Source organism: Antrihabitans stalactiti, from assembly GCF_012932915.1.
Taxonomy (GTDB): Bacteria; Actinomycetota; Actinomycetes; order Mycobacteriales; family Mycobacteriaceae; genus Antrihabitans; species Antrihabitans stalactiti.
The window spans coordinates 159255-184073 of record NZ_VCQU01000007.1; the positions used below are offsets into that span (position 1 = coordinate 159255).

The window sequence follows — 24819 nt, forward strand, 5'->3', positions numbered from 1 at the left end:
GAGGAGAATCGTAAGGCAGACCCGCTATCCGCGCCGGGTGGCGAGTTCCTCCAGCAGGTCCGCGCCTTCGTTGCCCGCGTCGTGCTCGGCCATCTCGGCTTGCACCTTCCGCGCGGCTACAGCGAAACTCGGCTCGTCCAGCACTCGCCGGACCGCGCGACGAACCTTCTCCGGCGCCGGGTGTGTCTTGCCGAGCCGCAGCCCGACTCCGGACCACTGGATTCGGGCCGCGTTCTCCGCTTTCTCCTCGGTCGTGCCTGCCTGGACCATCGGGACGCCGTGCGACAGTGCAAGCGTGACTCCGGTGTAGCCGCCGTTGGTGACGAAGACGTCGGCAACCGCCAACAACTCGTCGTAGGGAACCCACTGCGCGACAATGCAGTTCGACGGGAGCGGTCCGCCGTATGCACGCTCGACGTCGGCTTCGGTCGGGCCGCCCGTCGTGACGACACTCAACACGGGTTCATCGGCAAGCGCGCGGATGGCTGGAACGATCAGCTCCGTCATGTCCGGCCGCAGGCTGCCTTGCGTGATGTGCACGATCGGCCGCTTCGCGATCGTGAGCCGCGACCACCACGCCGGCTTCACCCAGTCGCGCTTTGCGTCGGGCTTCAGCGCACCTACCCAATGAATATGTGAAGGCAGGTCGGCATGGGGATATTCGAACGACGGCGTGCACGCCTGCAGATGCAACATCGGCGAGGCTACGGAAACTAACGCCGACTGTGAATCACGCGGTAAGCCGAGGTCGCGACGGATCCGGTCGTACGTACGCTCGGTCTCGGCGAAGATCAACCGTCCGGCAGCGGCTCTGACGATCCGATTCCGCAGCCGACCGACGGGGCCACGCATCGGCAGCAGCCCCGGACCGAACGGTGGAGTGTCGGCGTCGCTGTACGGCAACGGACCGTCGGCGAACGTCGCCCACGGGATTCCCTCCAGCTCCGACACCATGCCGACGCCGAAGCTCAGCCCGTCGGTCAACATGGCGTCGACGTGCTGAGCAGTCGTGATCGCGCGAAGGTCGGCCACACGATGGGCGGCGTGCCCGACGAAGATGTCGTTGAACGCCGTGCCGATCATCTTTGCCCCGGCCATCCCCTCGAACTGCGGGAAGAACTCGAAGAGGTCCTGACCGCTGAAGTCCGGCGCGGCGACGTACGGGAACGGCTTTGCGCCGATCGCGGCGATCCGATCGTGAAACGCCCGCCCGGCGTACCAGAGGACTGTGTGACCGCGCTCGACAAGGCGAGCCGCGATGGGCATCGGGTTGGTCGTGTGGGCTTCGATTGCGACGGACGCGAAGAGGAATGTCGACATGTGTGGGTCCTCCTGACTAGGGTGCTTATAGTAAGAATAAAATGAATTGAGTTGGAGTCAAGTGAAATCTTCCGACCGCAGTTACTCCAGCCCTGTCCGCGCTGAGCAGGCCGAGCTGACGAAGCGTCGAATCACCGATGCGGCGTACGAGTTGTTCCTGGAACGCGGCTACCCCGCGACCACGGTCGCCGAGATCGCGAAAGCCGCCGGCGTCACGGGCCAGACGGTGTACAACACGTTCGGGAGCAAGCCGGCGCTGCTGAAACGGGTGTACGACATTCGTCTCGTCGGCGACGAAGCGCCGATACCCCTTGCGCAACGTCCCGATTTCATTGCGATGTATCAGCAGGAAGATCCGGTGCGGTTTCTCGAGGGTTACGCCCAGCTCGGTCGCGAATTGATGGACCGGCTCGGCCCGTTGCTGCTGGTGGTGCTAGCAGGCGCGCAAGCGGGCGATTCCGATCTCGCCGCGCACATCGACACGACCAACGGCGAACGGCTCATCGGCACGGGCATGGCGGCGAACCGAGTGAATGCGTTGAATGCGCTGCGCCCCGGCCTGACCGTCGAGCGGGCGCGCGATCTGATCTGGACGCTCAACAGCGTCGAGGTGTGGCATCTGCTGACTGGTCTTCGAGGGTGGTCTAGCGACGAATACGCAGAATGGCTAGGTAAGGCGATGTGCGGAGCAGTCTTGGGACGCTGACTCCTACTCGACGCGCCCGTGCGCCCAGAGCTGCTCGGTCACGTCATGGAAGGCGACAAGGACGACAGGGTCGTCGTCGCGCAGCAGTGCGGAGTCACTGACGACCGCTCGGACGGCGGAGCCGTCGGTATGTGCCAATTCGACGACGCTGCCCGCCTTGTCCCGCAGCTGCGACGTCGCAGACGTGCCCGCATCGAGGTCCAGGAAGATCACTTCGGCGCCGCGATCGGTCATGTCGTGGCGCTCGTAACCGAGCAGCTCCTCGAACGCCAGATTGGCGTAGACAACGGTTCCGTCTTCGTGCACGACGAGAACGGGCACCGGCAACCGGTCGAGGACAACTTTCGCCGGCAACCCTTGGATGTAGCCGATCGGGGTTTCGGGGCGCGGACGACGACGCTCGCGGCCCGGGTATGGCGCATCGCCGTTCTCGGCTTCAGTACCCAACGCCAACACCTCCTGATTGGTCTCGTCCATCACGACGCACCCGACCACCGTACAAGAGTTGTGACGGAAGTGGCACGTGATCGCCGTGCGGCTATTTACCCAGTTCTTTGTCGCCGTAGATGTTCTGCAGCCTGACCTGACCGCGCGCGACAGTGCGACCGTCGACGTCGGTGATGGTGACAACCCACAATTGTTGCGACTTTCCCCGATGGATCGGTTCGGCCACCGCAGAAAGCGATCCCGACCTGGTGGCACGCAGGAAGTCGGTGTTGTTGTTCACGCCGACTGCGTGGCCTTTGCCGGCGAGCCAATTCACACCTGCCACGCTGGCGGCGGATTCGACGATCGCGCAGTACACGCCACCATGGACGATGCCGCCAGGTTGGAGCAACGAGGGGTTCACCTCGATCTCCGCTTCGAGTCGGTCCGTCGTACCGCCGACGTACTTCAACCCGATGACGCCGTCGAAACCGCGTCCGGAAATCTCGTTCAGTTGATCGATTGACTCGCTCGACAGCGGTTCGGCGCTCACACATCACATCTACACGACCCAGTGGATAGAGCGACGGGCCCCTCGTCTCATCTGACAAGGAGCCCGTCGCGGGAAGGACCGGGAGTCTCTGCAGCCCTCAGGAATCCGCACGGTCCACATGCTTCCCGGCGCCAACTATAGGCAAGGCTTGCCTAAGTATGCAAGCACTACCTTGGCTACGTCTTCGCTACCGCTCCCAAAACCACCCCGCCGCAGCGTGGAGCTGGCACTATGAGCGAAACCACACGGCGCTCGGCGCGTTACGACGCCCCGTAGTACGCAATTGTGTCGGAGGGTCCGTAGAATAGTGGGATGGCTGGTCTAGGTGAACTCGAGCGCGCGGTTATGGATCACTTGTGGTCGACGAGCGAGCCGCAGACAGTGCGTCAAGTCCACGAAGCACTCTCTGCGCGACGAGAATTGGCATACACAACTGTGATGACGGTGCTGCAGCGGCTCGCCAAGAAGGATCTGGTGATCCAGGAGCGCGACGACAGAGCCCACCGCTACGCGCCTGTTTCCGGTCGCGACGAACTGGTCGCCAGCTTGATGGTCGACGCATTGCAGCAGGCAGACGCGTCCGGCGGTCGTGTCGCGGCGCTAGTCCATTTCGTCGGCCAGGTCGGCGCTGACGAAGCGGCCGCTCTGCGCGAAGCGCTGGCAAACCTCGAAGACGCTCCCCCGAACCCTCCGCCCACTCCCCGATGAACATCGCAGCGCCGGTATTCGCCCTCCTAGCATTGTTGCTGGCAGGGCCCGCACCGGCGTTGCTCGCGCGCGCGAAATGGCCGTTTCGTGCGCCGCGCGCCGCCATCGTGCTGTGGCAAGCAATCGCCCTGGGTGCCGTGCTCTCCGCGTTCGGTTCGGGCCTCGCCATCGCAAGTCAGCTTCTCGTTCCCGGCCCGAACGGACGCCCGACCACGTCGCCGACGAGAGAAATCGACGTCCTCGGTTTGCCGCTGTGGACTGTCTACATCGTCGTTTTCGCATTGACTGTGCTCGTCGGAGCGCGTCTGAGCTTCGCCATGTTGCGCGTCGCCGTGCAGACGCGACGCCGACGGGCCCGTCATCGAATGCTGGTCGACCTGCTCGACCGCGGTCATCGGCCCGAACTCGCCCGCCCGACCAACATCAGAGTCCTCGACGCCGCAGAGCCGATCGCGTACTGCCTGCCTGGCCTGCGCCAACGCGTCGTGCTGAGCGAGGGCACGTTCGCGAACCTCGACGATTCCGAAATCAAGGCGGTCCTCACCCACGAGCGCTCACACCTGCGCGCGCGGCACGACTTGGTCCTGGAAATGTTCACCGCGGTGAACGAAGCCTTTCCCCGTTTCGTGCGTAGTGGGTCGGCGCTGGGCTCGGTTGCCCTGCTTATCGAGTTACTTGCCGACGATTCGGCGGTCAAGGTCACCGGACCGCGGCCACTGGCTCGCGCATTGATTGCCTGTTCGGGCTCCGCAGCGCCGGTCGGCGCGCTCGCCGCCGGCGGACCCAGCACTCTGATCCGGATCCAACGCCTCAGCGGCCCGGGCGCAGACATCAAGATCGCCATTGCGGCCTATCTCACATCCGCAGCGATCCTCGTGGTCCCCACCATTGCAGTAGCAGTTCCGTGGCTAGTCGAACTCAACCGTTTGTTCCAAGCCTGAGTCGGTACGAATAGGGATCCACCCCCCGCTCGCGTACACTCGAACACGGCCGCCATCGCGGCCACTTTGATGAAGTGGCGCTTTCGCCCCATCTTCTCGTAAGTCGTTTGCGTGGTTCATACCCGCTTTCCGTCTGCAGAGTCGACCAGGTGAGCTGTGCCCCTGGCTCGTCTTCTTATGCAGGTGCAACGTAGCTCCCGCTCCGCGACGCGCCCTACTGTCCGGAGAGGTTTTTGCATGTCTACTTTTTCTGAGCTCGGCTTGCCTGACGCGGTCGTCACCGCGCTCGCTCGCAACTCCATTACCGAACCTTCGCCCATTCAGGCGATGGCGCTACCCGATGCCCTCGCAGGTCGAAATGTGTTGGGCCGGGCACAGACCGGTTCCGGCAAGACACTCGCGTTCGGGCTCCCTATGCTCAATCGCCTCGCAGGCCGCAGCGATCGTCCGGCCGCCAAACGGCCACGGGCGCTCGTCCTGGTCCCGACGCGTGAGCTTGCCTTCCAGGTCGTCGAATCGCTGACGCCGTACGCCAGCACCCTCGGCCTCATCGTGCGCCCAGCGGTCGGTGGTACCCCGTTCAACAAGCAGGTCGACCAGTTGCGCCGTGGAGTCGACATTCTCGTCGCGACGCCGGGCCGGCTCGGCGATCACCTGCGCCAGGGCACCGCGATTCTCGACGCGATCGAGATCACCGCGCTCGACGAGGCCGATCAGATGGCTGACATGGGCTTCCTCCCGGAGGTCCGCGACATCCTCAGCCAGACCAAGACCGGCGGTCAGCGCCTGATGTTCTCCGCCACGCTCGACCGTGAGGTCCAGTCGCTGGTCCGTCAGTTCCTGCCCGACCACGTCGAGCACTCGACCGAAGACGGTCGCGCAAGTGTCACCACGATGGATCACTATGTCCTGCTTGTCGATCGCGGCAACAAGGACAAGGTCCTCGCCGAGATCGGCGCCCGCAATGGCCGCACGATCATGTTCGCCCGCACCAAGCTCGGTTGCGACGGAATCACCGAACGCCTTCGCGCGGTCGGCATTCCGGCGGAGTCGCTGCACGGCGGCAAGGCACAGAACCAGCGCACGCGCGTGCTCGAGCGGTTCAAGAACGGCCGCACACCGGTCCTCGTTGCGACCGACGTCGCAGCTCGCGGAATCCACGTCGACGGAATCGATCTCGTCGTCCACGTCGACCCGCCCGCCGACCACAAGGACTACCTGCACCGCGCAGGCCGCACAGCTCGTGCAGGCGAGAACGGCACCGTCGTTGCGATCGTTCTGCCGAACCAGCGGAACACGATGCGCCGCTTGACCTCACAGGCCGGCGTCAACGCACGTCCGGTCTCGGTCGCTCCCGGCTCGACTGAACTCGCGACGATCACCGGTTCGCAGCAGCCCACCGGCGAGCCGTTGCCCGACAACAACATCCGCACCGAGCGTCGCTTCGACAGTCGCCCGCGGACACCTCGCTTCGATGGTTCGGCTCCTCGTCACGAGGGTCGCCCGCGCCGCGAGGGCTCGTACTCGGAGCGACGTCCGCGTGAGGCGTCACACGGCGAAGGCGGCGCACCGCGTCGGTCCTCAGGTGGCTTCCGCGGTCGCGCGGATTACGGCTCGTCGCCGGCGCGCTAGTTCGCGCAGGCTAGTTCCCCGCTAGAAACGCAGAGCCTGTTCTTGTATGTAGTTGTCTTACGCCGCTCGCGGATCCGCGCGGCCATGCGCCGCGATCGGTCTTCGTAGCGGGTCGATCTTGGCGGGTGGGATGAACCAGGGGTGGCGGTCGCGGCCCATCACCACCTCCCACTCGCTGTGATGAATCAGGCGGTGGTGGAACCGGCACAGCAGGACCAGGTTGTCGAAATCCGTTGGGCCGCCATCGATCCAATGCTGAATATGGTGCGCGTCGCACCAGGCGGCGGGTCGTCCGCAGCCCCGGAACGCGCACCCACCGTCGCGGGAGGCGAGAGCGCGGCGGAGTTTACGGTTCGCGGTGCGCTGGCTGCGGCCGAGGTTGAGTGGGGACCCGTTCTCGTCCATCACGATCGGATGCACCACCGAATCGCACGCGATCCGCCGCGCTCCTTCGATGCTCATCGCCCCCATCCACGGCATCCGACCCACACCCTGACGACCGAACAGATCGAAGAAATAGGCATTGTCCGGCTTGTCCGACACTGTCTCCGGCGCTTCGTCGGCGGTGGTCAGATCCTTGGCGTCGATATGCAGATGCACATGCGGGCGTTCGCCACCATCCTCGGGACTCTCACCGGAGTCGAGGTAACGACGCAGCATTTCGGTGAACCCGTCCGCCCGCCGCTGCGCAGCGGTCCGATTGTCTCGACCGGCCGCGTCGGTGGGGCGTGGTGTCGACAACGGTGACAATGCCGAGAGCAGCATTTCCCCGGTTTCGGCGTCGAAGTCGCCTTTGACCACGACTCGCCCGTTGAGCGTGGGTGAGGCGAACAGTTCGTTGCGGTCGGTGTCCTCACTGGCGGGGGTGTCGTCGGCGTCGAACGTTTCCCGCAACCGCTTGATCCGTATCCGCAGTTCGCGGACGTCGTCCTCCTGCGCGGCCGCCAACAGAAACGCCCGCACCGACTCCACTACTTGGGTCGGCATCCCCGGCGGTGGCTTCTCCAAAAACGCCACGATCAACCGCGCAGCGTCAGCGTTGATCAGCTTCGCCTGGTACGCGGCGGCGATCTCGGGGTGGGCGTCGAGCGCGATCCCGAATTTGAGGATCCGGTTCGACTCCCAGATCGGCAACGACGTGTTGTTGGCCAACCACGTCGTCGTCGACGTCGCCCCCAGCCCACCGGGCACCCCTTGCTTATCCAGCTCGCCGACCAGCGCGACCCGGATCGCTTCCAAGGTGTGGATCGTGTCGGACAGGGTGGGGAGGACTTCCATCAACTCGGTCGTGGAGTAGCGCCACGGCTCGACTGTGTCGAGCGTGCCGATCGCTTCGAGAACCTCCCCCAACCCCATGCCACCTATTTTACGTAGCACGTATGTGCGAGTCAAGGGTTATTTGTGCAGCTAGGTCCAGATAATCAACCCCACTCCAACTGTGCGTGAGTTTGGCCCCCAGCGGGGTCAAACTCACGCACAGTTACGAGACTCCCCGATGGCCAGCAAACCAGCGTTCGGTAGCCGGCGGGTATCGCCGTATACCCAGCCTGAGCGGTTCGGTGCGTTTGCCCGCAGTGCGCTCGACATGCTGGCAACCCCGGGTCCCGCGTAACATTGCGAGGCGTGCAGTTCCTTCCCGGACATACCCCGCCGTACGACCTGACCTACGACGATGTCTTCCTCGTCCCGAATCGGACCGATGTCGCGTCGCGGTTCGACGTGGATCTCGCCACCGTCGATGGTTCGGGCACCACAATTCCCATCGTCGTTGCGAACATGACCGCAGTTGCGGGCAAGCGCATGGCCGAGACGGTGGCGCGTCGCGGTGGGCTCGTCGTGCTCCCCCAGGATCTGCCGATCGAGGCCGTCGCGGAGACGGTGTCGTTCGTCAAGAGCAGGCACCTTGTCGCCGATACCCCCGTCGTCCTCTCCCCCGAGGCATCGGTGTCGGACGCCATGGCTTTGCTGCACAAGCGCTCTCACGGTGCTGCGATCGTGGTCGAAAACAATCGGCCGGTCGGCGTGGTGACCGAAGCAGCGTGCTCGGGCGTCGACCGATTCGCGCGGCTACGTTCCATCGCGGCGACCGATTTCGTCCAAGCGCCAGTGTCGACGTCACCTCGCGACATATACGAGCTGCTGGACACGACACATCTCGGCCTCGCGGTCCTGACCAACGACGACGGCTCGCTTGCGGGCGTGCTCACCCGGACCGGTGCGATTCGCGCCGGGATCTACCAGCCCGCGCTCGACCGCTCCGGCAGGCTGCGAATCGCGGCTGCAGTCGGGATCAACGGTGACGTCCCCGCCAAGGCGAAGGGTCTGGTCGACGCCGGCGCGGACCTGCTCGTCATCGACACCGCGCACGGTCACCAGACGAAGATGCTCGAAACGCTCGCGGCGGTGGCCGCACTCGATCTCGGCGTACCGCTCGTCGCAGGCAATGTGGTGTCGGCAGCAGGCACGAAAGACCTGATCGACGCCGGGGCGGACATCGTCAAGGTGGGCGTGGGTCCGGGCGCGATGTGCACGACCCGCATGATGACCGGCGTCGGACGGCCACAGTTCTCCGCCGTCGCCGAATGCGCTGCCGCGGCCGACGAACTCGGCAAACATATCTGGGCGGACGGCGGCGTACGCCACCCTCGTGACGTCGCACTCGCACTGGCGGCAGGCGCGTCGAATGTGATGATCGGCTCATGGTTTGCCGGCACCTACGAGTCGCCGGGCGACCTGCACATCGACCGCGCTGGCAATGCCTACAAAGAGAGCTTCGGCATGGCGTCCAAGCGCGCGGTCGCGGCCCGGACCGCCTCGGACAGCGGCTTCGACCGTGCCCGCAAAGGCCTGTTCGAGGAAGGTATTTCGAGTTCGAGCATGCGGCTCGATCCGGAGCGACCCGGTGTCGAGGATCTCATCGACCACATCTGCGCAGGGGTTCGCAGCACCTGTACGTATGCAGGCGCTCGCTCGTTGCCGGAGCTGCACGAGAAGGCGGTGCTCGGAGTGCAATCGCCGGCCGGATTCGCCGAAGGACGCCCACTTCCCGCGGGTTGGTAGTGCGCGATCGGCGTCGGCCGACCGTAGAATATGACTTCGGATCTCGAACGAAAGGAACCAGGTGCCTGAGGCATCCGAAAGCCCCGGCACAGACGAGCAGGGCTCAGCAGAGCCTTCTTCGGAGGGCTCCTCTACCGAGCCGGGCGAGAAACCCGGCGTTCTTCGCAGGCGGCGATAGCCGATGAACATTTGGCTCACAATCGCGAGCTTGATCGGATTCGTCGGGCTCACCGTAGGAACGGCTTTTTTCGTCGCAGCGGAATTTTCGCTCACGGCCTTGGAACGCAGCACCGTCGACGCCGACGCGCGCAACGGCGACCGTCGTGCGAAGCAAGTGCAGCGGGCACATCGCACGTTGTCGTTCCAGCTCTCTGGTGCACAGCTCGGGATCACCATCACCACACTCATCACCGGGTATATCGCCGAACCGGTCCTTGCGCGACTCATCACACCGCTACTGACGCGCGTCGGCCTCGGCGAGGCTGCCGCGGCCGGTGTGTCGATCACGATCGCGCTCTTCATCGCGACGTCGTTGTCGATGGTCTACGGCGAACTCGTTCCGAAACGCATCGCGTTGTCGAAACCCCTGCCGACCGCCCGGTTCACCGCCGGCATGCAGACTCTTTTCACGGCGGTGTTCAAGTGGGCGATCAAGGCGCTCAACGGCTCCGCCAACTGGGTGGTCCGAGGTCTCGGTATCGAGCCCGCCGAAGAACTCCGATCGGCCCGCTCCCCGCAGGAACTCGGGTCACTGGTGCGGACCTCGGCCAAGCGTGGCGCACTCGACCAGCGGACCGCTTGGCTCGTCGACCGCTCGCTGCAATTCGGTGAACGCACGGCGGAGGAGCTGATGACGCCGCGCGTGAAGATCGAGACGCTCGAAATCACCGACACCGTCGCCGATCTCATCGCCGCGGCGGCGCGCACCGGCTACTCGCGGTTTCCTGTTGTCGACGGCGATCTCGACGACACCGCAGGCATCGTGCACATCAAACAGGCTTTCACGCTCGCTACGAACGGCCGTCGCAAAACGAAGCTCAGCCTGCTCGCGCAACGTGTTCCGGTTGTTCCGGCCAGCCTCGACGGCGACGAGGTACTCGAACGCGTCCGCGCACACGGATTGCAAATGGCGTTGGTGGTCGACGAATACGGCGGTACCGCAGGCATGGTCACCTTGGAGGATCTGATCGAAGAGATCCTCGGGGACGTCCGAGACGAACACGATTTCGCCGACGTCGACGTGCAGAAGGTCGGCGGCAGTTGGAGTTGCTCGGGTCTGTTGCGCATCGACGAGGTCGCCCGCGCCACCGGATACAACGCGCCCGAAGGTGAGTACGAAACTCTCGGCGGCCTCGTGCTGACCGAGCTGGGCCGCATTCCGGACGTAGGCGACGAAGTAGTGCTACCGGATGGCGTATCCGGCGAGGACGATGACGACGGCGGCTGGATTGCTCGTGTTCAACAGATGGACGAACGACGCATCGACCGCGTGCTGCTGACGCCGGTTCCTGCCGACGTCATCGCCGCGAAGCGGGTGCACGATGAATGACTTCGTCGGTGTCGGGCTCACCCTCTTCCTGCTCGTCGGAAACGGCTTTTTCGTCGGCGCGGAATTCGCGCTCATCTCCGCCCGCCGTGACCGGTTGGAAGCACTTGCCGCACAGGGAAAGCGGAGTGCGAAGACTGTCATTCGGGCGGCCGAGAACCTACCGATCATGCTCGCCGCTGCACAGCTCGGCGTCACGATCTGTTCGATCCTGCTCGGTCGTATTGCCGAACCCGCGATTGCGCATCTGATCGAGCGGCCGCTCCATCTCGCCCACGTGCCGCAGGGACTGCTACACCCGATCGCTTTCACGATCGCGCTCGCGCTCGTCGTCATGCTGCACACACTGATCGGCGAGATGGTCCCGAAGAACATCGCCCTGGCCGGACCCGAGAAGACGGCGCTGCTGCTCGTCCCGATTCACCTGGCGTGGATTCGGTTGGCGAAACCCGTCATCGGCTTCTACAACATCTGTGCCAACCTCTCGCTCCGACTACTGCGCATCGAGCCGAAAGACGAACTCGACGCGACCGTTTCCGCGGAAGAACTCGCCGAAGTGATCGGCGAATCGCGGTCCGAAGGGCTATTGGACGCCGAGGAGCACCGCAGGCTCACGCAGGCATTGGAGACACAGAACCGAACCGTCGCCGACGTGGTGATCCCGCTGGAGAAGGCGCGCTGCCTGCCACTCATCCACGGAGGCACGACCCTCGGGGCCATCGAGCAGTCGGTCACCGAGACCGGCTATTCGCGTTACCCGGTCCAAGCCGCCGATGGCACACTTGCCGGCTACATCCACCTCAAGGATGTGTTGGACGAAGTCGGCGACGACAAGTCGGGCCCGGACACGATCGTCCCGCGCGCCGGAATCCGCACGCTGCCCACGGTGAACATGACGGCGCCGCTGTACGAAGCGTTGGGCCGACTGCGCCGCGTCAGCAGCCACCTCGGTCGCGTCGTCGATGCCCAGGGCGTGACCGTCGGCATCGTCGCACTCGAGGATCTGGTCGAGGAGTTCGTCGGAACGATCCGCGACGCAACCCATCGCACGACCGATGTGGTTCCAGGACGCAACGCGAGCTGATGGAAGTTCTGGCTCAGGCGGAGTGGACAGCGCGCCGTGACCGTCACCGGACGCGAGTGGGCGAGCTGATCGCGCCACACCTGGACCGGCAGGCGGCTGGCCAAGCCCATCCCGTCCTCGATTTCCTGTTCACCTACTACAGTCTGCGTCCGGCGCAACTGCAACGGTGGCATCCGGGATTCGGTGTCGGACTCGCCGGTGGTTCGGAGTACCTGAAATTCAAGGGCTACACGAGCTTCGACGGCGGCGCCACAGTGAACCCCGAGTTCCTACGGCACCGCCTACGGACCGTGGGGTTCATTGCCGAATTGCTGGCCGCCACGGCCGACCGGCCGGCGAATCTGGGGTGCTTCGGCCTGCACGAATGGGCGATGGTCCACCGCGCAGAGGACGTTCGCCACTCGGTCCCGCTGCGGCTCGGTAGTTCCGGGACCGACACAGTCGTCGAGTCGATGCCGCTGCGCTGCACACATTTCGACGCATTCCGGTTCTTCACACCGTCCGCCGAGCCGCGGAATGCAGAACAGCTGACGCGCGACGATCAGGTCCGCACCGAGCAGCCCGGCTGCCTGCACGCCAATATGGACCTCTACAAGTGGTGCTACAAACTCAGTCCGCTGATCGAATCGGGGTTCCTCGTCGACTGCTTCGAATTGGCCATGGCCGCACGCGAATTGGATATGCGAGCCAGCCCCTACGATCTCGCCGACCTCGGCTACTCCCCTATCCAGGTCGAAACAGCGAGTGGCCGAGCCGAATACGTCCGTGAACAAGCCGCGCTGGCTACTCGTGCCGCGGTCCTGCGGTCCGGGTTGCTGGACCGCTGCCGCTCACTTCTGTGAGGCGTTGGTAAAAGGCCAGGTGGGCTTCCGCCGCGTCCGCCCACCGATAGGTCGCGGCGAGCGCCCGACCCCTCGACCGCCGCGCCGCGTCAGGCCGGAGGGCATTACGAAGAGCGGTCGCCATGTCGGGTGGTGTGGCAACGTAATCGACAGCATCACCGAACACCTCCCGCAAGACCGGAAGATCGCGTGCGACAACGGGAATACCTGCCGCCAGGGCCTCCATCGCCGCGAGCCCGAAGCCTTCTTTCGTCGAAAAGAACGGCAGCACAGCCGCTCCCGCGACCAGACTCGGCAGATCGTCGTTGGGCACCGCGCCCAACACGATTGGCCGGATGCCGAGTTCGGCCGCGCGCTCGTCGAACCCTGTCCGATAGTCGCGGTAATCGAACAGCGTCTCTCCACCGGCGAAGACGAGGTCGAGGTCCGGTTCGTCTGCTCGTAACAGCGCGAATGCCTCCAGCAGGTCGACGCTGCCTTTGCGCGGCTCGATGCCACCGACCGCCAACACGTACCTGCCGAACCGCGACCGCCAGTGCGCAACAGCAGGTTCGGCCACGTCGGCGAACCGCTCGTACTCCACACCGTTCGGGATGACGACCGGCTCTAGACCCCAACCGTCACGCACTTCCTGCGCGACGGCGGAGGACACACAAATTCGCGCCACCGGGTCGACTACCGCGCGTTCGTGACATGCCGCGAGTTCGGGAGTCGTGAAGTGGTCGAGGTGATGAATCGTCCGGACGCACGGAGCAGCTGCATTGGCGCTGATGCAGTCCTGCGCATGGACTATGTCGAAGTGCTCGCGCCGAAAGCCCGAACGCAACACCGCAATCGATCGCATGATCCGAGCCCCGACCGTTTCGTTCGCGACCGTCGGAAACGGCACCAATTCGACCGACACGCTCGCATGGACCGTCCGGAAGAAGCTCTCGTCGCCGTCGCGCGCCAAGCTCCAGACCGTGACGTCCGCGCCCGCCGCAGCAAGGGCTTCGGCGAGATTCAGCGTATGGACGACACCGCCGCGCGGCTTCGTCGAGTAGGTGAGCAGGGCGATCCTCATCCGCGCCCGCCCTTGTCGTCGAGCAGGTTGTGGTAGGCGTCGACGCGTCGCTCCTCGAGGTGACGCAACACTCGACGGGCTCGGTCCACTTCGGCGTCGATGTCGATATCCGCCACGGCCAGACCACCTTTGGACCACGTCTTGGCAAGAACGTCACCGCCCGGACCGACCACCTTTGCCTGGCCGAGGAACCGTAGCGAGCCGGTGACGCCGGTCTGATTCGATGACGCGAGCACCACCTGGTTCTCCGCGGCACGCGCCATGTCGTACAGGTCGAACAACCGCGCCTGACGGTCGTTGGGCATGCGCGACGCACGGTCGGTGATGCTGGCCGGCCAGGCAGACAACGCCGCGATGGTGCGTGCGCCGTCCAGCGCCAGGGTTCGCGCCGATTCGGGGAACGTCTTGTCGTAGTCGATCAGCATTCCCATCCGCCCGATGGGCGTGTCGAACGCCGTAAACCCCTCTCCCGCTGCGTAAGCCAGGTGCTCGCCTGCCGGCTGGTGGACCTTGCGATGATGCCCCAACACGCCATCGCCGGTCAGACAGCTCGCCGCGTTGTAGCGAAGGTCGCCCGCACGTTCGGTGAAGCCGATGCAGACGGTCATGTCACCGGCCATCGAGCACAGCAGCTTGATCTCCGGCCCGTCTGGATCGATCGCTTCGGGAACCGAGGACAGGTCCGGGTTGAGCAACTCCCCCAGATAGCCGCCGAGCGTCGCGTCCGGCAACACCAGCAGGTCGACCTTCTCCACTGTCAGCCGCTCGAGAATGCCACCGAGTTTCTCGAGCGCGCGCCCGATCTCCGGACCGAAATGGCCTGCCAGAGCGGCGACCCGGGTCGTACCCATCGCTATGCAGCCGCGCTTTCGCGGACCCGCAGGGTGATCTGCTCGGCGAGGAATTCCGCGTCGCGGGCGACGGCGGCGAAGCGGCCCGAACCCCAGGTGTGTTGCCAGGGCAGCCCGAGGAAGAACAGCCCCTGGGCGGCCGTCACGCCGCGGTTGTGGCAGGGATGGCCTTCGCCGTCGAATACGCCGACGCGCAGCCAACGGTAGTCGGTGCGGAAGCCGACCGACCACACGACCGACGTGATGTTGCACTGCGTCAGGTCCAGCTCGGTCACCTCCTGCTCCGGTCGCCAGACCGGTACGTACCTAGGCTCCTCTGGCGCGTCGATTCCCGACCGTGCGATATAGGCGTCGATGGAATCCTTGATGCTTTCCGCGACGGCGTCCGCGGCATCGAGTGACGCCTCCAAGGTCGGCGTGAACTGCACCGTCGTATCCGAGACATCGATCATCCTGCCGTACAACGACATTCCTTCCAACGCGAACTGGCGAAGGTCGATGTCTCGGCCACCGTCACGGCCGGTGACGTAGTGATTGGTGTTCTCCCGCTTGCCGAGTCCGCCCGGCTGATCCTGGATAGGTACGTCGTAGTGCCCCATGTCGTGCAGCCAGGCAACGCAGTCACGACCGCGGTAGAACCGTGCGACACGCGGTGCCTTGCCCGCAACCAAGTGCACCTTGCGCCCGTCGAGGTGCAGGTCCTCGGCGATCTGCGCGCCGGACTGCCCCGTTCCGACGACCATCACTTCGCCGTCGGGAAGCTCAGCGCTGCCACGGTATTCGGAGGAGTGCAGTTGGACGATCGATTCAGGAAGTTTTTCGGCGAAACGGGGAATCGTCGGAATGTGGTAGCCACCAACGGCAATCACCACCTGGTCTGTGTGGATACGGCCGTCCGTCGTTTCGACGTCGTAGCCGCCCCTCGCGGCATGTTGTACCGACGTGACCGCAACCCGTTCTCGCACAGGCGCTCCGAACGAATCGGCATAGGACCGGACGAATTCGTAGACTTCGTCGCGCTTCATGAAGCCATGTGGATCGGCGCCGCTGTAGGCATAGCCCGGCAACACACACTGCCAGTTCGGAGTGACGAGCGTGAAGTTGTTCCAGCGGCTGTCACGCCACTCGTGTGCGACTGTATCGCGTTCGAGGACAACGTGATCGATACCGCGTTGCGTGAGATGCCAGCTGATCGACAGTCCGGCCTGGCCGCCGCCGACCACGACGACGTCTCGATGCTCGGTCATTTCGATGCTCCCTGCGGTGCTGGAAGTTGCGGTGTCATCGACAGCACTCGGACCGTTCCCGCCACACCATGGGCGGCTTCGCGGATTTCGGCGAGTTGCTGCATAGCCGACGTGCAATAAGTGCCGTATTTCGCGCGGACCCGTTCGCTCGCTTCGGTCAGCGCAGTGTCGACCAACGCGAGGAATTCGGTTACCGGATAGGAACTTCCAGTAGTGAGGTAATCGTGCATCACCAGCGACGGCGAGTAGCAGGACTGCCGCTGCCCACCGGGCCACTCGACCAGAAACGTCATCTCAGGCATGGACAGCCTCCAGTGCGAGTGCCTTGTAGAGGTGCGGGCGTCGATCGCGCAGGTTGTACATTCCGCCGCCCCTGGCTAGCCCGAGCACATGCTCGACGTCGACGGTCGCGGTCGCCAAACCTGGCTCTGTTCCTGTCGTCGCGAGTATGTCGCCGCCCGGTCCGACGATCTTTGCGCTGCAGACGAAGCGCAGCGACCCGAACGTCCCCGCCTGATTCGAAGCGACCCAGACGATTTGGTTCTCGACGGCCCGTGCGCGATCGAAGATATCGAACCGCTGCTTCCACCGGTCTTCCTCGAGATTCGGGGCGGTCGCCGTCCTCGCGGTGGGCCATGCCGACAGCGAGGTGACGATCTCGGCGCCGTCCAGCGCGAGCATCCGTGCGGCCTCTGGAAACGCTTTGTCGTAGCAGATCTGCATTCCCATGCGTCCGACTGGCGTGTCGAACGCACGGTACTCGTCTCCGGCTGCGTAGCAGAGGTTTTCACCCAGTGGCTGGTGAACCTTGCGGTAGGAACCGAGGATTCCGTCGCCGGTGAGCGTCACCGCCGTGTTGTATCGGGTGTCGCCGTCGGCCTCGCAGAAACCGAGGGTGATGACGAGATCGCCTGCCATGTCGATGACGCGACGCACTTCTGGTCCGTCGAGTTCCAACGCTGGGGGCAAGCTGCGCAGCCGTCGCGCCTTGGCCTCGTCGCTTTCCTCGCCACCGCCCAGGCTGGGCAGATACCCGCCCAAGCACGCCTCGGGCAGGACCAGGAGCTGGGTCCCCCGGGCTCGTGCCTGGTCGATCAATCCGGCGATCGTGCGATAGCCGGCTTCCATGTCGCGGCCGAATTCTGCTGCCGCCACCGATATTGTGACGCCGTTCATGATTCTCCCAATCCTGTGACGGTGCCGTGCACCGCTCGTGTGATGGCGCCGTCGGGCCAGCGCAAGCCGACTCCCGGCGTCGAGGTGAGCCGACCGCACACGGCCGACGTCGCCGGGCCGGCCGGCGCGACGCGCGCTCCGGGCGAATCGGCTGTGATCATTGCGAAGCCGGGGAAGCATGTGAGCCACTCTCCGACCGATGCACCTGCTGGCCGCGGGACTCGTGCGACCTCGAGTTCTGCACCGAGCCCGCTTGCTTCTGCGAGCATTCCTGTGGTTCCTGCGAGCCCCGCCATGCTGACGTCCTTCGCGGCCGCAGGTGCCGTTCCTGGAACGAACTCGGCCATGGCTCGCAGCTCGTCGCCGGTGCGGCGAGACGTCGAATCCCATTGTCGACCTTGATATCCCCGCCGCCAGCCGCCGCCAAGATCGGCAGTAAGCCGGAGCTCGTCGCCGAGCCTGCCGCCACCGCCGCGCACCGGCCGCTGCGCACGTCCGAGCGCGGTGACCGACAGTGCCCCAGGCACACCGAGCTGAGTGTGCCCACCCAGTACTGGGACAGCCCACGCTTCGCTCGCCCGGGCCAGACCCCGGATGACCCGCGTCAAAATCGAATGATTGGGTGCACCGACGGAGTCGAGCATGCCGATCGGCGACGCGCCCATCGCCGACAGGTCGTTCAGATTCACCAATGCGGCACACCAGCCGGCCCATTCCGGGTCACGCTCGACCATCGACGGGATGATGGCGTCGCACGCTGCGATGATGTCGCTGCCTGGCAACGGAACTCCGTCGTCACCGCGAAATCCCCTGCCACCCAACCCCATCGGCTGCCCGCGCAGCGGGGCGAGAGCCGTGGCCAGCACGGCTTTGGTCGACTGGACCAGCCGCTCGACCCGGTCGATCGGCCAGCGCATGTGCACGTGCGGAACCTCACCGATCTCGCTGTCGGCCAGCCGAATCCAACCGAGTCTGGCGAACAGCTGCTCGTAGCGGGCCTGCACTGTCGCTTCGAACCGCAGGACGTCGTTGGCCTCGGCATGCGCGCACGCCGATTGCACCAGCGCGGGGCCGACGCCCTTCGTCCGACAACTCTTGTCGACGACCAATCGGCTGCCCGTCCACCAGCCGATATCATCGGCGGTCGCCGGCGCCAGCCGAACGCCGCCGAGCACAGCACCTTCGGGATCGATTGCGACGAGTACGCGCAGGCGTGGATCGTCGTCCAGGTCGTCGCGGTCGCTGCCGACGAACAGGCCCTGATCTACGACGAACGAGTCCCGCCGAAGCCTGCGGTACGCCGCGATCTGCGAAGAATCGGCCAGCTGGACCAGGAAGCCGAGACTTGTCGGCGCCTGGGGAGCCGGCCCGGTGAGGACGCTGAAATCCACCTCGGAGAGTGTCATCTCAGCCTCCGGCGCTCTGCAGCACGCTGCAGGCACCGCACGCCGCACAGCCTGCTCGTTGGTCCGCGCCTGCCATGCCCGCCCGTTGCAGTTCCTTTGCGACCCTTCGGGTCACGTCTTCGAGCACGTCGCGATTCGGAGCGACCGCACCGTCGACATCGACCGCGAGCGTTCCCGCCAGCGGCCGAAACGGCACGACGAACGGGTAGACGCCCATGTCGATGAGTTCGGCTGCACCGGATACCAATTCGTCCGGATCCTCGCCCAGCCCGACCAGAAGATAGGTCGACACCTGGTTGCGACCGAACACCCGGACCGCTTCGGCCCACGCCGCCCGGTACTCGGCAAGCGGCACAGTCGCCTTGCCCGGCATCCACTTCCTGCGGACCTCGTCGTCCAGCGACTCGACGTGAATCCCGATCGCGTCGGCACCCGCCTCGCGAAGCTCGGTGATTGTCGCCAGATCTCCCGGCGGCTCGCACTGCACCTGGATCGGCAGATCCGGCACAACAGCTTTCACGGCCCGCACGCAGCGCGCCAGATGCCGCGCACCTCGATCCTTCGCGGCCGACGTCCCTGTCGTCATCACCATCTGCTTGACGCCGTCGAGCCTGACCGCGGCCTCGGCAACCTCCGCAAGCTGCTCGGGGCGTTTGACGGCGATGGTGCTGCCGGCCTCGAGCGATGCCTCGATGGAACAGAATCGGCACCGCTGATCTTCGCCGTAGCGAATGCAGGTCTGAACCACGGTGGTGGCCAGCACATTCGATCCGTGCAGTTTGGCGATCTTCTCGTAGGACACGCCGTCGGCGGTCTGCATGTCGTAGAACTGCGGTCGACGGACCGGCTCGATCGCCATGCCGATGTCGGCGCCGTCGAGCAACAACCTATTTCCGACAACGGAATACGGACTGTCGGAACGGATCGGGATGGCAGCGCCGGCACCCGCGATCAACACATGGCCGTCGTCGCTAGGCCCGGCACCGGAACGGCGCTGCACCGGAACATATCCCGTCGCTTCGCTCGCCCCGCCAACATCGACTCTGATGCCGAGCAGCGCGATATCTACACGGGTTGACAAGCCAGTCATGGGATATCGGCCTCAGACCTGGTAGGTCGAGTTGATGATCGCGCCCTTGCGTGCGTAGTGAATAAGCGCGTCCTGAACGTCGAGCGGATGGGCCGGTATCACGCCTTCGATGAGGTCTTCTTCACGCGCACCGTGGAGTGCGAGACCGAAGCGGCAGCAGAAGACTTTCCCGCCTTCCTTGATGAACGTGGCAAGCGAGTCGTTGATGTTCTGCTCGCCCGGGAAGCCGCTGTCACCGGTAGTCGGAAAGCCGCGGTTGGCAATGGCATTGATCGCGCCGGGCCCGTAGAAGTAGATCGCGGAGTCGAATCCTTTGCGCAGCGCTCGCGTCGCTTGCAGTACTGCGACGAAGCTGACCGACGACTCGTGCGCGATGCCATGGACGAGAGTGAAATACGTTTCGCCACCCTCGGCCTTGTAGTCCGGGAAGATCTTGGTGGAGCCATAAATGTTGGTGCCTTTGGGCAGAGCGGGATGTGGGATCTCGCCGAGTGACTTTGCGATGTTGGCTTCGATTGCCTGGTCTATGTCGGTGGTGGGTGCAGACACTTGGTCCTCCTGCGATTGGGCGTTGATTCCGACTTGCGGATGCACCAAGTTGACGCCCACCGTGTTGCCGATTGGTCACGTTGGGAACAATCCCAGGTTGCCGGAATCTCACCGGTACCGATTGCTCGGCATCGTTGAATTGCATTGCACCGCAATCAATTACACACATCCAGCGGAGGCAACCACGCGCGCCGCCCTGAATCGTGTAGCAACCACGTAATCGATGGTCTGCAATCTGCAGATTGCGATGTCATGACCAGGGAGCATCCGACTCGTGGCCGTTACTTTCGGGAAACTGCAGGAGAACAAACCGAACGCAAAAAACCGGGCCAGAGCGTCTGCCGCTCTGGCCCGGTTCTCGTGGAAGTTGTGTCAGCTACCGAAGTACGGAGTGTTCGCCCAGCGCTCCAGTGGACCCATATCGCCGTTGTAAATATTCGAGTCGGACGGGACCGAGATCCCCGGGATACTTGCGCGGTCGGTCGTCTGCCAGAACACCCAGTTCGTCCAGCCGCCGGGCAGGTCGGGCCATGGTCCTTGGTTCCAATCGGCGACCCACAGCGGGTAATGGTTGAACTCTCGCGTGTCTGCGACCTCGTAGCGCCAGAAGCCTGGGGCCGCGTAGATGATCGGTTGCCTGCCGGTCAGAACCTGGACCAGGTTCAACCAACGATGCATCCAGTCGATGATGACTTGTGGCGCTTGACCATTGGACCGTTCGACATCGAGGATCGGCGGTAGCGACCCGAAGACGTTCTCGCCGAACGTCTCCTGCACGTAATGAAGGGCCTGCGGCTCGGGAGCCTGGTCGAACCGAGGGAAGTGATACGCACCGCGCAGAACGCCCGCCGCGCGCATGGCCGTCGTGTCTTCGTGGAAATGCGGGTTGGTGTAATCCGTACCCTCTGTCGCCTTGACCAACGCGAAATCGTGGCCGGCGCCCTTCACTGCTTTCCAGTCGATCGGCGACCCCGACGGGTGCTGCCAAGCCGACAGGTCGGGACCGCTGGGCCTTGGATCGGCTGAGCCCGGCGTCGCAGCGACCAGGGCGGCAGCCAACGCAAGCGGAAGCGCTACTAGCAGTTTCTTTCGAATTCCAGCACTTACCGTCACCATGGCGTGGACGGTAGCCCGGCTCAGGAGGAAGGGGCAAGTTTGCCACGTCGAGCTGGGGTAAGTTCCGGTTATGCGAGTTCTAGTGACCGGTGCGACCGGATTCGTCGGCGGTTGGAGTGCAAAGGCGATCGTCGACGCAGGCCATGAGGTGCGGTTTTTGGTTCGCAACCCGGCCCGACTCGGCACGAGCGTCGCGAAACTCGGCCTCGATCCGAGCGACTATGTGATCGGCGACATCACCGACCGTGAGTCCGTGGCCGCCGCAATGGAAGGCTGCGACGCCGTCGTGCATTGCGCTGCTCTTGTGGCCACGGACCCCAAGCAGGCCGAAGCCATGATGACCATGAATCTGGCGGGCGCGCAGAACGTCCTCGGCACGGCTGTCGAGCTCGGCCTCGATCCGATCGTGCACGTTTCTTCGATCACCGCTCTGTTCACGCCCGATCTCGAGGAGTACACGGCAGACCTTCCGGTCACCGGCGGCGCAGACGGTTACGGCAAGTCGAAGGCAGAAGTCGAGCTCTACGCCCGGGGCTTGCAGGATGCAGGTGCGCCGGTCGTGATCACGTATCCGGGCATGGTGCTCGGACCGCCGGTCGGCGACCAATTCGGCGAAGCCGCCGACGGTGTCTCGGCAGCGGTGCAAATGGGGGTCGTACCTGGTCGAAACGCCGCGTGGACGGTCGTCGACGTCCGCGACCTCGCATCGCTGCACGCCGCCCTGCTGGTACCTGGCAAAGGCCCACGCCGATACATGGCAGGCGGTCCGCGCCTGACCGTCCAGCAGATCGCCGACACTCTCACCGAGGCGAGCGGCAAAACCGTACGCGCAATACCCGTTCCCGACGCTCTGCTGCGCGGGATGGGCCAACTCGTCGATGCTGTCGAGCGGTTTCTGCCGTTCGAGACGCCGATCACCGAGGCCGGCATGCAGTACTACACGCAGATGCCGCCCGCTGACGACGAACCGAGCAAACGCGAGCTCGGCGTCACCTACCGCGAATCACGAGAAACGCTGGCGGACACGATCACTGGGTTGCGAGCATTCGGTCGTCTCGGCGGCTGACGGACGCACACCACGCGCAGGCCGGGTGGTGAACTGCCACAGGTGAGCGCAATCACGGCACTGCAGATGCACGAGGCGACCCTGATTGCTCAGTAGATACTGCCAGTGCCGATCGCAATTGCGACCGCTCTGGCAGTGCCCGCATTCGGCACCATGGTCGCAATTCGGGCACGGCACCCACGCTCGCCGGCTGAAATCCGCGGTGGGATCAATTGGGAGCACGACGCACCGTCCGCTCGGGTAGTACGCCGGCCACGACCAATTCGTCGTAGATGCGCTGTTGCTCGTCATCGAGGCCCGAGTAGAGCATGTCGTATGCCCGCTCTTCTTCCTCCAGGACGGCGATCGGGTCCCAGTCGGCGCCGATGGCGTTCAGGACCGCAGTGCGCCGGTGCGCTTCGCCCAGCGTGAGATCAAGTTCGAACGCGTACATCGGTTCACCTTCACTTCATCGACAGTGAGAAGTTAGGGTGCCGTTACGTTGCTCAAGATCGCAATGATCCAGGTCACAGATCAGCGAAAACGCAGTGGTAGCTCCGGGCGCCGCGCGAGCACACGGAACGCTTGTGGCGTCTGCCCCTTCCAGCGCTTGAAGGCTCGAACGAAACTGGCGGGGTCGGAGTAGCCCAGACGGTCTGCGACTTCTTCGGTGTTGAGGCCTGCGACACTCAACATCTCTTCGGCCAGCGCCTCGCGGACCTCGTCGACGAGCATCCGGAACGATGTGCCTTCGAGTTCGAGCCGACGGAACAGCGTCCGCGGGCTCACGTTCAGTTCTCTGGCGACGGTGACCACGTCCGGTGTACGGCCTGGCTCACGGACCAGAAGATCGCGCACAGAACCTGCCACTCCCGATCTGGCTTTGCGTTTGGCCAGAATTCCCTTGCACACGGCTTCGTAGCCGCGCCGTGTCCACTCGTTGCCGCGACGCAACGGAACGTCGAGCAAGTCGGCGTCGAATCGGATCGAATTGTCGTCGGAATCGAAGGTGGGTTCTACCCCGAGCAGCTCGAGGTAGCGATCCGTCTTCACTGGTGCGGAGTGTTTGTAGTGGACACCTTTCAATGCGACGTCGGAGCCGAAGACGTCTCGCAGCAACACCTTGCTCGCGCCCGAGATCCGTTCGATGAGGAAAGGTCGTACGTCGTTGGGGATATCGCTGCCGTCGGACCGCAGCATCGCGACGCCGTCTGCCTCGGCCAGCTCGACCTTCGTGAAAGCCCACGCGAGATCGAGATAGCCGAGCGCGATCGTCAGTGCTTCGCGCAACGTCCTGCCGGTCGCAATCAGCAGGCCCCATACCCCGTGCATACCGAGGTGATAGCTGGCCCCAAGTGCGACACCGAATCCCGGTTCGATCGCGGGATGGCCGATGAGATTGCGAAGAACCGCGTATTCCTGCCTCAAGGCAACTTCGGCGCGTGGATCTTGTAGCGACTCGGCAAGGATTCCCGTCCCGCGCAACAACTCTGCTGGATTGAGCCCGCGTTCCCCACCGAGTCGTGTCATGAGGTGAACGCTGTTCGCGCTCACCGGTAGATCCAGGTCCACGCCAGACACTAACCTGACCGGCGGGCCGGAGCCCTAATTTTTTGCAACCCCGACCCGCCAGTGCCTCAGTTAGCCGGCGGCGGATCGCCCACGGTCGTCGTCGGATCGATCAGCCCGAACACCTCACCTTGCGGCCCCGCGACGACTCCCATTCGGCCGAATGGGCTGTCGTCGGGACCCGAAAGGACCGTCGCACCCAGTTCTTTGGCCTTGGCCACGCCGGCGTCCAAATCGTCGACCTGGAACCAGGTGAGCCAGTACGCCGGCATCGGATCACCCGGCATCTTCGTTTCGTCGTCGATGCCGCCGACGCTGTCCGCACCGCCGGGCAGCGTGAACGTCGAGTACACGAAGTTCTCCCCGTCGCCGATCTCGGCGTAGGTGTAGCCGAACACGGTCGCATAGAACTCCTGAGCCTTCGCGTACTCGCGGGTGTGCAGTTCGTTCCAGCAGTACGCGCCATGCTCGTTGTAGATGCCTGCACCGGTGTGCGCCTTCGCTTCCCACACTCCGAAGACACCGCCCGTTGGGTCTGCCGCGACGAACATCCGACCGACGTCGAGCACATCGAAAGGCGGCATGAAGTTCGTTCCTCCTGCGGCAGCCACCTTGCCCGCAACGTCGTCCGCGCTGTCTGCGGCGAAGTAGGTGGTCCACGCCGAGGGCATCGGCTCGTCGGACATCTTCGGGCCGATGCCCGCAGCGGGTTTACCACCTTTCAGAGCCATCAGATAGCCGCCTGCATCGTCCGGACCGTCTTGAATATCCCAGCCGAACAAGGCGTTGTAGAACTCGCGAGCCTTCGAGGTGTCGTCTACCTGGCAATCGACCCAACAGGGCGTTCCCTGCGGCCAGGCCTCATCACGTGTCGGCATTTCTCCAGTCC

The 24819-nt window shown here is 64.5% G+C and carries 24 protein-coding genes and 1 pseudogene; 9 read left to right on the forward strand and 16 right to left on the reverse strand.

What is annotated here, in order from left to right; all coding sequences use genetic code 11:
- Positions 1-24: 24 nt before the first annotated feature.
- On the reverse strand, positions 25-1320 hold the full coding sequence (locus FGL95_RS20260) for a glycosyltransferase (protein ID WP_169590155.1): 1296 nt from the start codon (positions 1318-1320) through the stop codon (positions 25-27).
- 61 nt (positions 1321-1381) lie between these two features.
- Here FGL95_RS20260 and FGL95_RS20265 point away from each other — a divergent pair, with 61 nt between their 5' ends.
- A complete protein-coding gene (locus tag FGL95_RS20265; protein WP_169590157.1) occupies positions 1382-2026 on the forward strand; it encodes a TetR family transcriptional regulator in 645 nt (214 codons plus the stop codon).
- Between the two features lie 3 nt (positions 2027-2029).
- Here the strand turns inward: FGL95_RS20265 and FGL95_RS20270 are convergent, their stop codons facing one another.
- Both FGL95_RS20270 and FGL95_RS20275 read right to left on the reverse strand, forming a co-directional pair.
- Positions 2030-2503 (reverse strand): PAS domain S-box protein, encoded by a 474-nt coding sequence (locus tag FGL95_RS20270; protein ID WP_169590159.1) that lies wholly within the window; start codon positions 2501-2503, stop codon positions 2030-2032.
- A gap of 61 nt (positions 2504-2564) precedes the next feature.
- Positions 2565-3005, reverse strand: a complete 441-nt coding sequence (locus FGL95_RS20275) for a PaaI family thioesterase (protein ID WP_338079940.1) — start codon at positions 3003-3005, stop codon at positions 2565-2567.
- A gap of 312 nt (positions 3006-3317) precedes the next feature.
- Between FGL95_RS20275 and FGL95_RS20280 the strand changes: the two genes are divergently transcribed.
- From FGL95_RS20280 to FGL95_RS20290, 3 genes and pseudogenes are all read left to right on the forward strand, one after another.
- Positions 3318-3713 (forward strand): BlaI/MecI/CopY family transcriptional regulator, encoded by a 396-nt coding sequence (locus tag FGL95_RS20280; RefSeq protein WP_169590161.1) that lies wholly within the window; start codon positions 3318-3320, stop codon positions 3711-3713.
- Positions 3710-4654: a M56 family metallopeptidase gene (locus tag FGL95_RS20285; protein ID WP_169590162.1), complete on the forward strand. Its 945-nt coding sequence runs from the start codon at positions 3710-3712 to the stop codon at positions 4652-4654. The genes FGL95_RS20280 and FGL95_RS20285 overlap by 4 nt, the downstream gene beginning before the upstream one ends.
- A 237-nt stretch (positions 4655-4891) precedes the next feature.
- Positions 4892-6253 (forward strand): annotated as a pseudogene (locus FGL95_RS20290) (DEAD/DEAH box helicase); the annotation flags it as partial.
- 90 nt (positions 6254-6343) lie between these two features.
- Here the strand turns inward: FGL95_RS20290 and FGL95_RS20295 are convergent.
- Entirely contained in the window at positions 6344-7642 is a 1299-nt protein-coding gene (locus FGL95_RS20295; RefSeq protein ID WP_169590166.1) for an HNH endonuclease signature motif containing protein, read from the reverse strand.
- A gap of 267 nt (positions 7643-7909) precedes the next feature.
- On the opposite strand from FGL95_RS20295, the gene FGL95_RS20300 reads away from it, so the two are divergent.
- From FGL95_RS20300 to FGL95_RS20315, 4 genes are all read left to right on the forward strand, one after another.
- Positions 7910-9346, forward strand: a complete 1437-nt coding sequence (locus FGL95_RS20300) for a GuaB1 family IMP dehydrogenase-related protein (RefSeq protein ID WP_169590168.1) — start codon at positions 7910-7912, stop codon at positions 9344-9346.
- 181 nt (positions 9347-9527) lie between these two features.
- On the forward strand, positions 9528-10895 hold the full coding sequence (locus tag FGL95_RS20305) for a hemolysin family protein (RefSeq protein ID WP_169590169.1): 1368 nt from the start codon (positions 9528-9530) through the stop codon (positions 10893-10895).
- Positions 10888-11976 carry a hemolysin family protein gene (locus tag FGL95_RS20310; RefSeq protein ID WP_169590171.1) on the forward strand — a complete coding sequence of 363 codons (1089 nt, stop codon included), beginning with the start codon at positions 10888-10890 and terminating at the stop codon, positions 11974-11976. Before FGL95_RS20305 ends, FGL95_RS20310 begins: the two co-directional genes overlap by 8 nt.
- Positions 11976-12818: a 3-methyladenine DNA glycosylase gene (locus FGL95_RS20315; RefSeq protein ID WP_169590173.1), complete on the forward strand. Its 843-nt coding sequence runs from the start codon at positions 11976-11978 to the stop codon at positions 12816-12818. The genes FGL95_RS20310 and FGL95_RS20315 overlap by 1 nt, the downstream gene beginning before the upstream one ends.
- Here FGL95_RS20315 and FGL95_RS20320 read toward each other — a convergent pair.
- From FGL95_RS20320 to FGL95_RS20360, 9 genes are all read right to left on the reverse strand, one after another.
- Complete coding sequence (locus FGL95_RS20320; RefSeq protein WP_169590174.1) at positions 12760-13881, reverse strand: MSMEG_0565 family glycosyltransferase; 1122 nt, start codon at positions 13879-13881, stop codon at positions 12760-12762. The genes FGL95_RS20315 and FGL95_RS20320 overlap by 59 nt on opposite strands.
- A complete protein-coding gene (locus FGL95_RS20325) occupies positions 13878-14732 on the reverse strand; it encodes a carbon-nitrogen hydrolase family protein (RefSeq protein WP_169590176.1) in 855 nt (284 codons plus the stop codon). Before FGL95_RS20325 ends, FGL95_RS20320 begins: the two co-directional genes overlap by 4 nt.
- A gap of 2 nt (positions 14733-14734) precedes the next feature.
- The gene (locus FGL95_RS20330; protein WP_169590178.1) at positions 14735-15979 is read right to left on the reverse strand and encodes an MSMEG_0569 family flavin-dependent oxidoreductase; all 1245 of its coding nucleotides are present in this window, start codon (positions 15977-15979) and stop codon (positions 14735-14737) included.
- Entirely contained in the window at positions 15976-16281 is a 306-nt protein-coding gene (locus FGL95_RS20335; RefSeq protein ID WP_169590180.1) for an MSMEG_0570 family nitrogen starvation response protein, read from the reverse strand. Before FGL95_RS20335 ends, FGL95_RS20330 begins: the two co-directional genes overlap by 4 nt.
- Positions 16274-17155 carry a carbon-nitrogen hydrolase family protein gene (locus tag FGL95_RS20340; RefSeq protein ID WP_169590181.1) on the reverse strand — a complete coding sequence of 294 codons (882 nt, stop codon included), beginning with the start codon at positions 17153-17155 and terminating at the stop codon, positions 16274-16276. Before FGL95_RS20340 ends, FGL95_RS20335 begins: the two co-directional genes overlap by 8 nt.
- Complete coding sequence (locus tag FGL95_RS20345; protein ID WP_169590183.1) at positions 17152-18561, reverse strand: MSMEG_0567/sll0787 family protein; 1410 nt, start codon at positions 18559-18561, stop codon at positions 17152-17154. The genes FGL95_RS20340 and FGL95_RS20345 overlap by 4 nt, the downstream gene beginning before the upstream one ends.
- A 1-nt stretch (position 18562) precedes the next feature.
- Entirely contained in the window at positions 18563-19651 is a 1089-nt protein-coding gene (locus FGL95_RS20350) for an MSMEG_0568 family radical SAM protein (RefSeq protein ID WP_169590185.1), read from the reverse strand.
- Positions 19652-19663: 12 nt separating this feature from the next.
- Entirely contained in the window at positions 19664-20200 is a 537-nt protein-coding gene (locus FGL95_RS20355; RefSeq protein ID WP_169590186.1) for an MSMEG_0572/Sll0783 family nitrogen starvation response protein, read from the reverse strand.
- 372 nt (positions 20201-20572) lie between these two features.
- Entirely contained in the window at positions 20573-21316 is a 744-nt protein-coding gene (locus FGL95_RS20360) for a glycoside hydrolase family 25 protein (protein WP_169590188.1), read from the reverse strand.
- Positions 21317-21386: 70 nt separating this feature from the next.
- Between FGL95_RS20360 and FGL95_RS20365 the strand changes: the two genes are divergently transcribed.
- Positions 21387-22382, forward strand: a complete 996-nt coding sequence (locus FGL95_RS20365; protein ID WP_169590190.1) for an NAD-dependent epimerase/dehydratase family protein — start codon at positions 21387-21389, stop codon at positions 22380-22382.
- Positions 22383-22590: 208 nt separating this feature from the next.
- Here FGL95_RS20365 and FGL95_RS20375 read toward each other — a convergent pair whose 3' ends face one another.
- The 3 genes from FGL95_RS20375 to FGL95_RS20385 all read right to left on the reverse strand — a co-directional run bounded on the left by FGL95_RS20375 (position 22591) and on the right by FGL95_RS20385 (position 24808).
- The gene (locus FGL95_RS20375; RefSeq protein ID WP_169590193.1) at positions 22591-22815 is read right to left on the reverse strand and encodes a DUF6400 family protein; all 225 of its coding nucleotides are present in this window, start codon (positions 22813-22815) and stop codon (positions 22591-22593) included.
- 80 nt (positions 22816-22895) lie between these two features.
- Positions 22896-23891 carry an AraC family transcriptional regulator gene (locus tag FGL95_RS20380; RefSeq protein ID WP_169590195.1) on the reverse strand — a complete coding sequence of 332 codons (996 nt, stop codon included), beginning with the start codon at positions 23889-23891 and terminating at the stop codon, positions 22896-22898.
- Positions 23892-23998: 107 nt separating this feature from the next.
- Positions 23999-24808 carry a VOC family protein gene (locus FGL95_RS20385; RefSeq protein ID WP_169590196.1) on the reverse strand — a complete coding sequence of 270 codons (810 nt, stop codon included), beginning with the start codon at positions 24806-24808 and terminating at the stop codon, positions 23999-24001.
- Positions 24809-24819: the final 11 nt, after the last annotated feature.

Excerpts from the sequence above, each read along its gene's own strand:
- FGL95_RS20260 (WP_169590155.1), bottom strand. The coding sequence starts at position 1,320 with ATGTCGACATTCCTCTTCGCGTCCGTCGCAATCGAAGCCCACACGACC.
- FGL95_RS20270 (WP_169590159.1), bottom strand. The coding sequence starts at position 2,503 with ATGGACGAGACCAATCAGGAGGTGTTGGCGTTGGGTACTGAAGCCGAG.
- FGL95_RS20280 (WP_169590161.1), top strand. The coding sequence starts at position 3,318 with ATGGCTGGTCTAGGTGAACTCGAGCGCGCGGTTATGGATCACTTGTGG.
- FGL95_RS20285 (WP_169590162.1), top strand. The coding sequence starts at position 3,710 with ATGAACATCGCAGCGCCGGTATTCGCCCTCCTAGCATTGTTGCTGGCA.
- FGL95_RS20295 (WP_169590166.1), bottom strand. The coding sequence starts at position 7,642 with ATGGGGTTGGGGGAGGTTCTCGAAGCGATCGGCACGCTCGACACAGTC.
- FGL95_RS20305 (WP_169590169.1), top strand. The coding sequence starts at position 9,528 with ATGAACATTTGGCTCACAATCGCGAGCTTGATCGGATTCGTCGGGCTC.
- FGL95_RS20310 (WP_169590171.1), top strand. The coding sequence starts at position 10,888 with ATGAATGACTTCGTCGGTGTCGGGCTCACCCTCTTCCTGCTCGTCGGA.
- FGL95_RS20315 (WP_169590173.1), top strand. The coding sequence starts at position 11,976 with ATGGAAGTTCTGGCTCAGGCGGAGTGGACAGCGCGCCGTGACCGTCAC.
- FGL95_RS20320 (WP_169590174.1), bottom strand. The coding sequence starts at position 13,881 with ATGAGGATCGCCCTGCTCACCTACTCGACGAAGCCGCGCGGCGGTGTC.
- FGL95_RS20325 (WP_169590176.1), bottom strand. The coding sequence starts at position 14,732 with ATGGGTACGACCCGGGTCGCCGCTCTGGCAGGCCATTTCGGTCCGGAG.
- FGL95_RS20330 (WP_169590178.1), bottom strand. The coding sequence starts at position 15,979 with ATGACCGAGCATCGAGACGTCGTCGTGGTCGGCGGCGGCCAGGCCGGA.
- FGL95_RS20335 (WP_169590180.1), bottom strand. The coding sequence starts at position 16,281 with ATGCCTGAGATGACGTTTCTGGTCGAGTGGCCCGGTGGGCAGCGGCAG.
- FGL95_RS20340 (WP_169590181.1), bottom strand. The coding sequence starts at position 17,155 with ATGAACGGCGTCACAATATCGGTGGCGGCAGCAGAATTCGGCCGCGAC.
- FGL95_RS20345 (WP_169590183.1), bottom strand. The coding sequence starts at position 18,561 with ATGACACTCTCCGAGGTGGATTTCAGCGTCCTCACCGGGCCGGCTCCC.
- FGL95_RS20350 (WP_169590185.1), bottom strand. The coding sequence starts at position 19,651 with ATGACTGGCTTGTCAACCCGTGTAGATATCGCGCTGCTCGGCATCAGA.
- FGL95_RS20360 (WP_169590188.1), bottom strand. The coding sequence starts at position 21,316 with ATGGTGACGGTAAGTGCTGGAATTCGAAAGAAACTGCTAGTAGCGCTT.
- FGL95_RS20365 (WP_169590190.1), top strand. The coding sequence starts at position 21,387 with ATGCGAGTTCTAGTGACCGGTGCGACCGGATTCGTCGGCGGTTGGAGT.
- FGL95_RS20375 (WP_169590193.1), bottom strand. The coding sequence starts at position 22,815 with ATGTACGCGTTCGAACTTGATCTCACGCTGGGCGAAGCGCACCGGCGC.
- FGL95_RS20380 (WP_169590195.1), bottom strand. The coding sequence starts at position 23,891 with ATGACACGACTCGGTGGGGAACGCGGGCTCAATCCAGCAGAGTTGTTG.
- FGL95_RS20385 (WP_169590196.1), bottom strand. The coding sequence starts at position 24,808 with ATGCCGACACGTGATGAGGCCTGGCCGCAGGGAACGCCCTGTTGGGTC.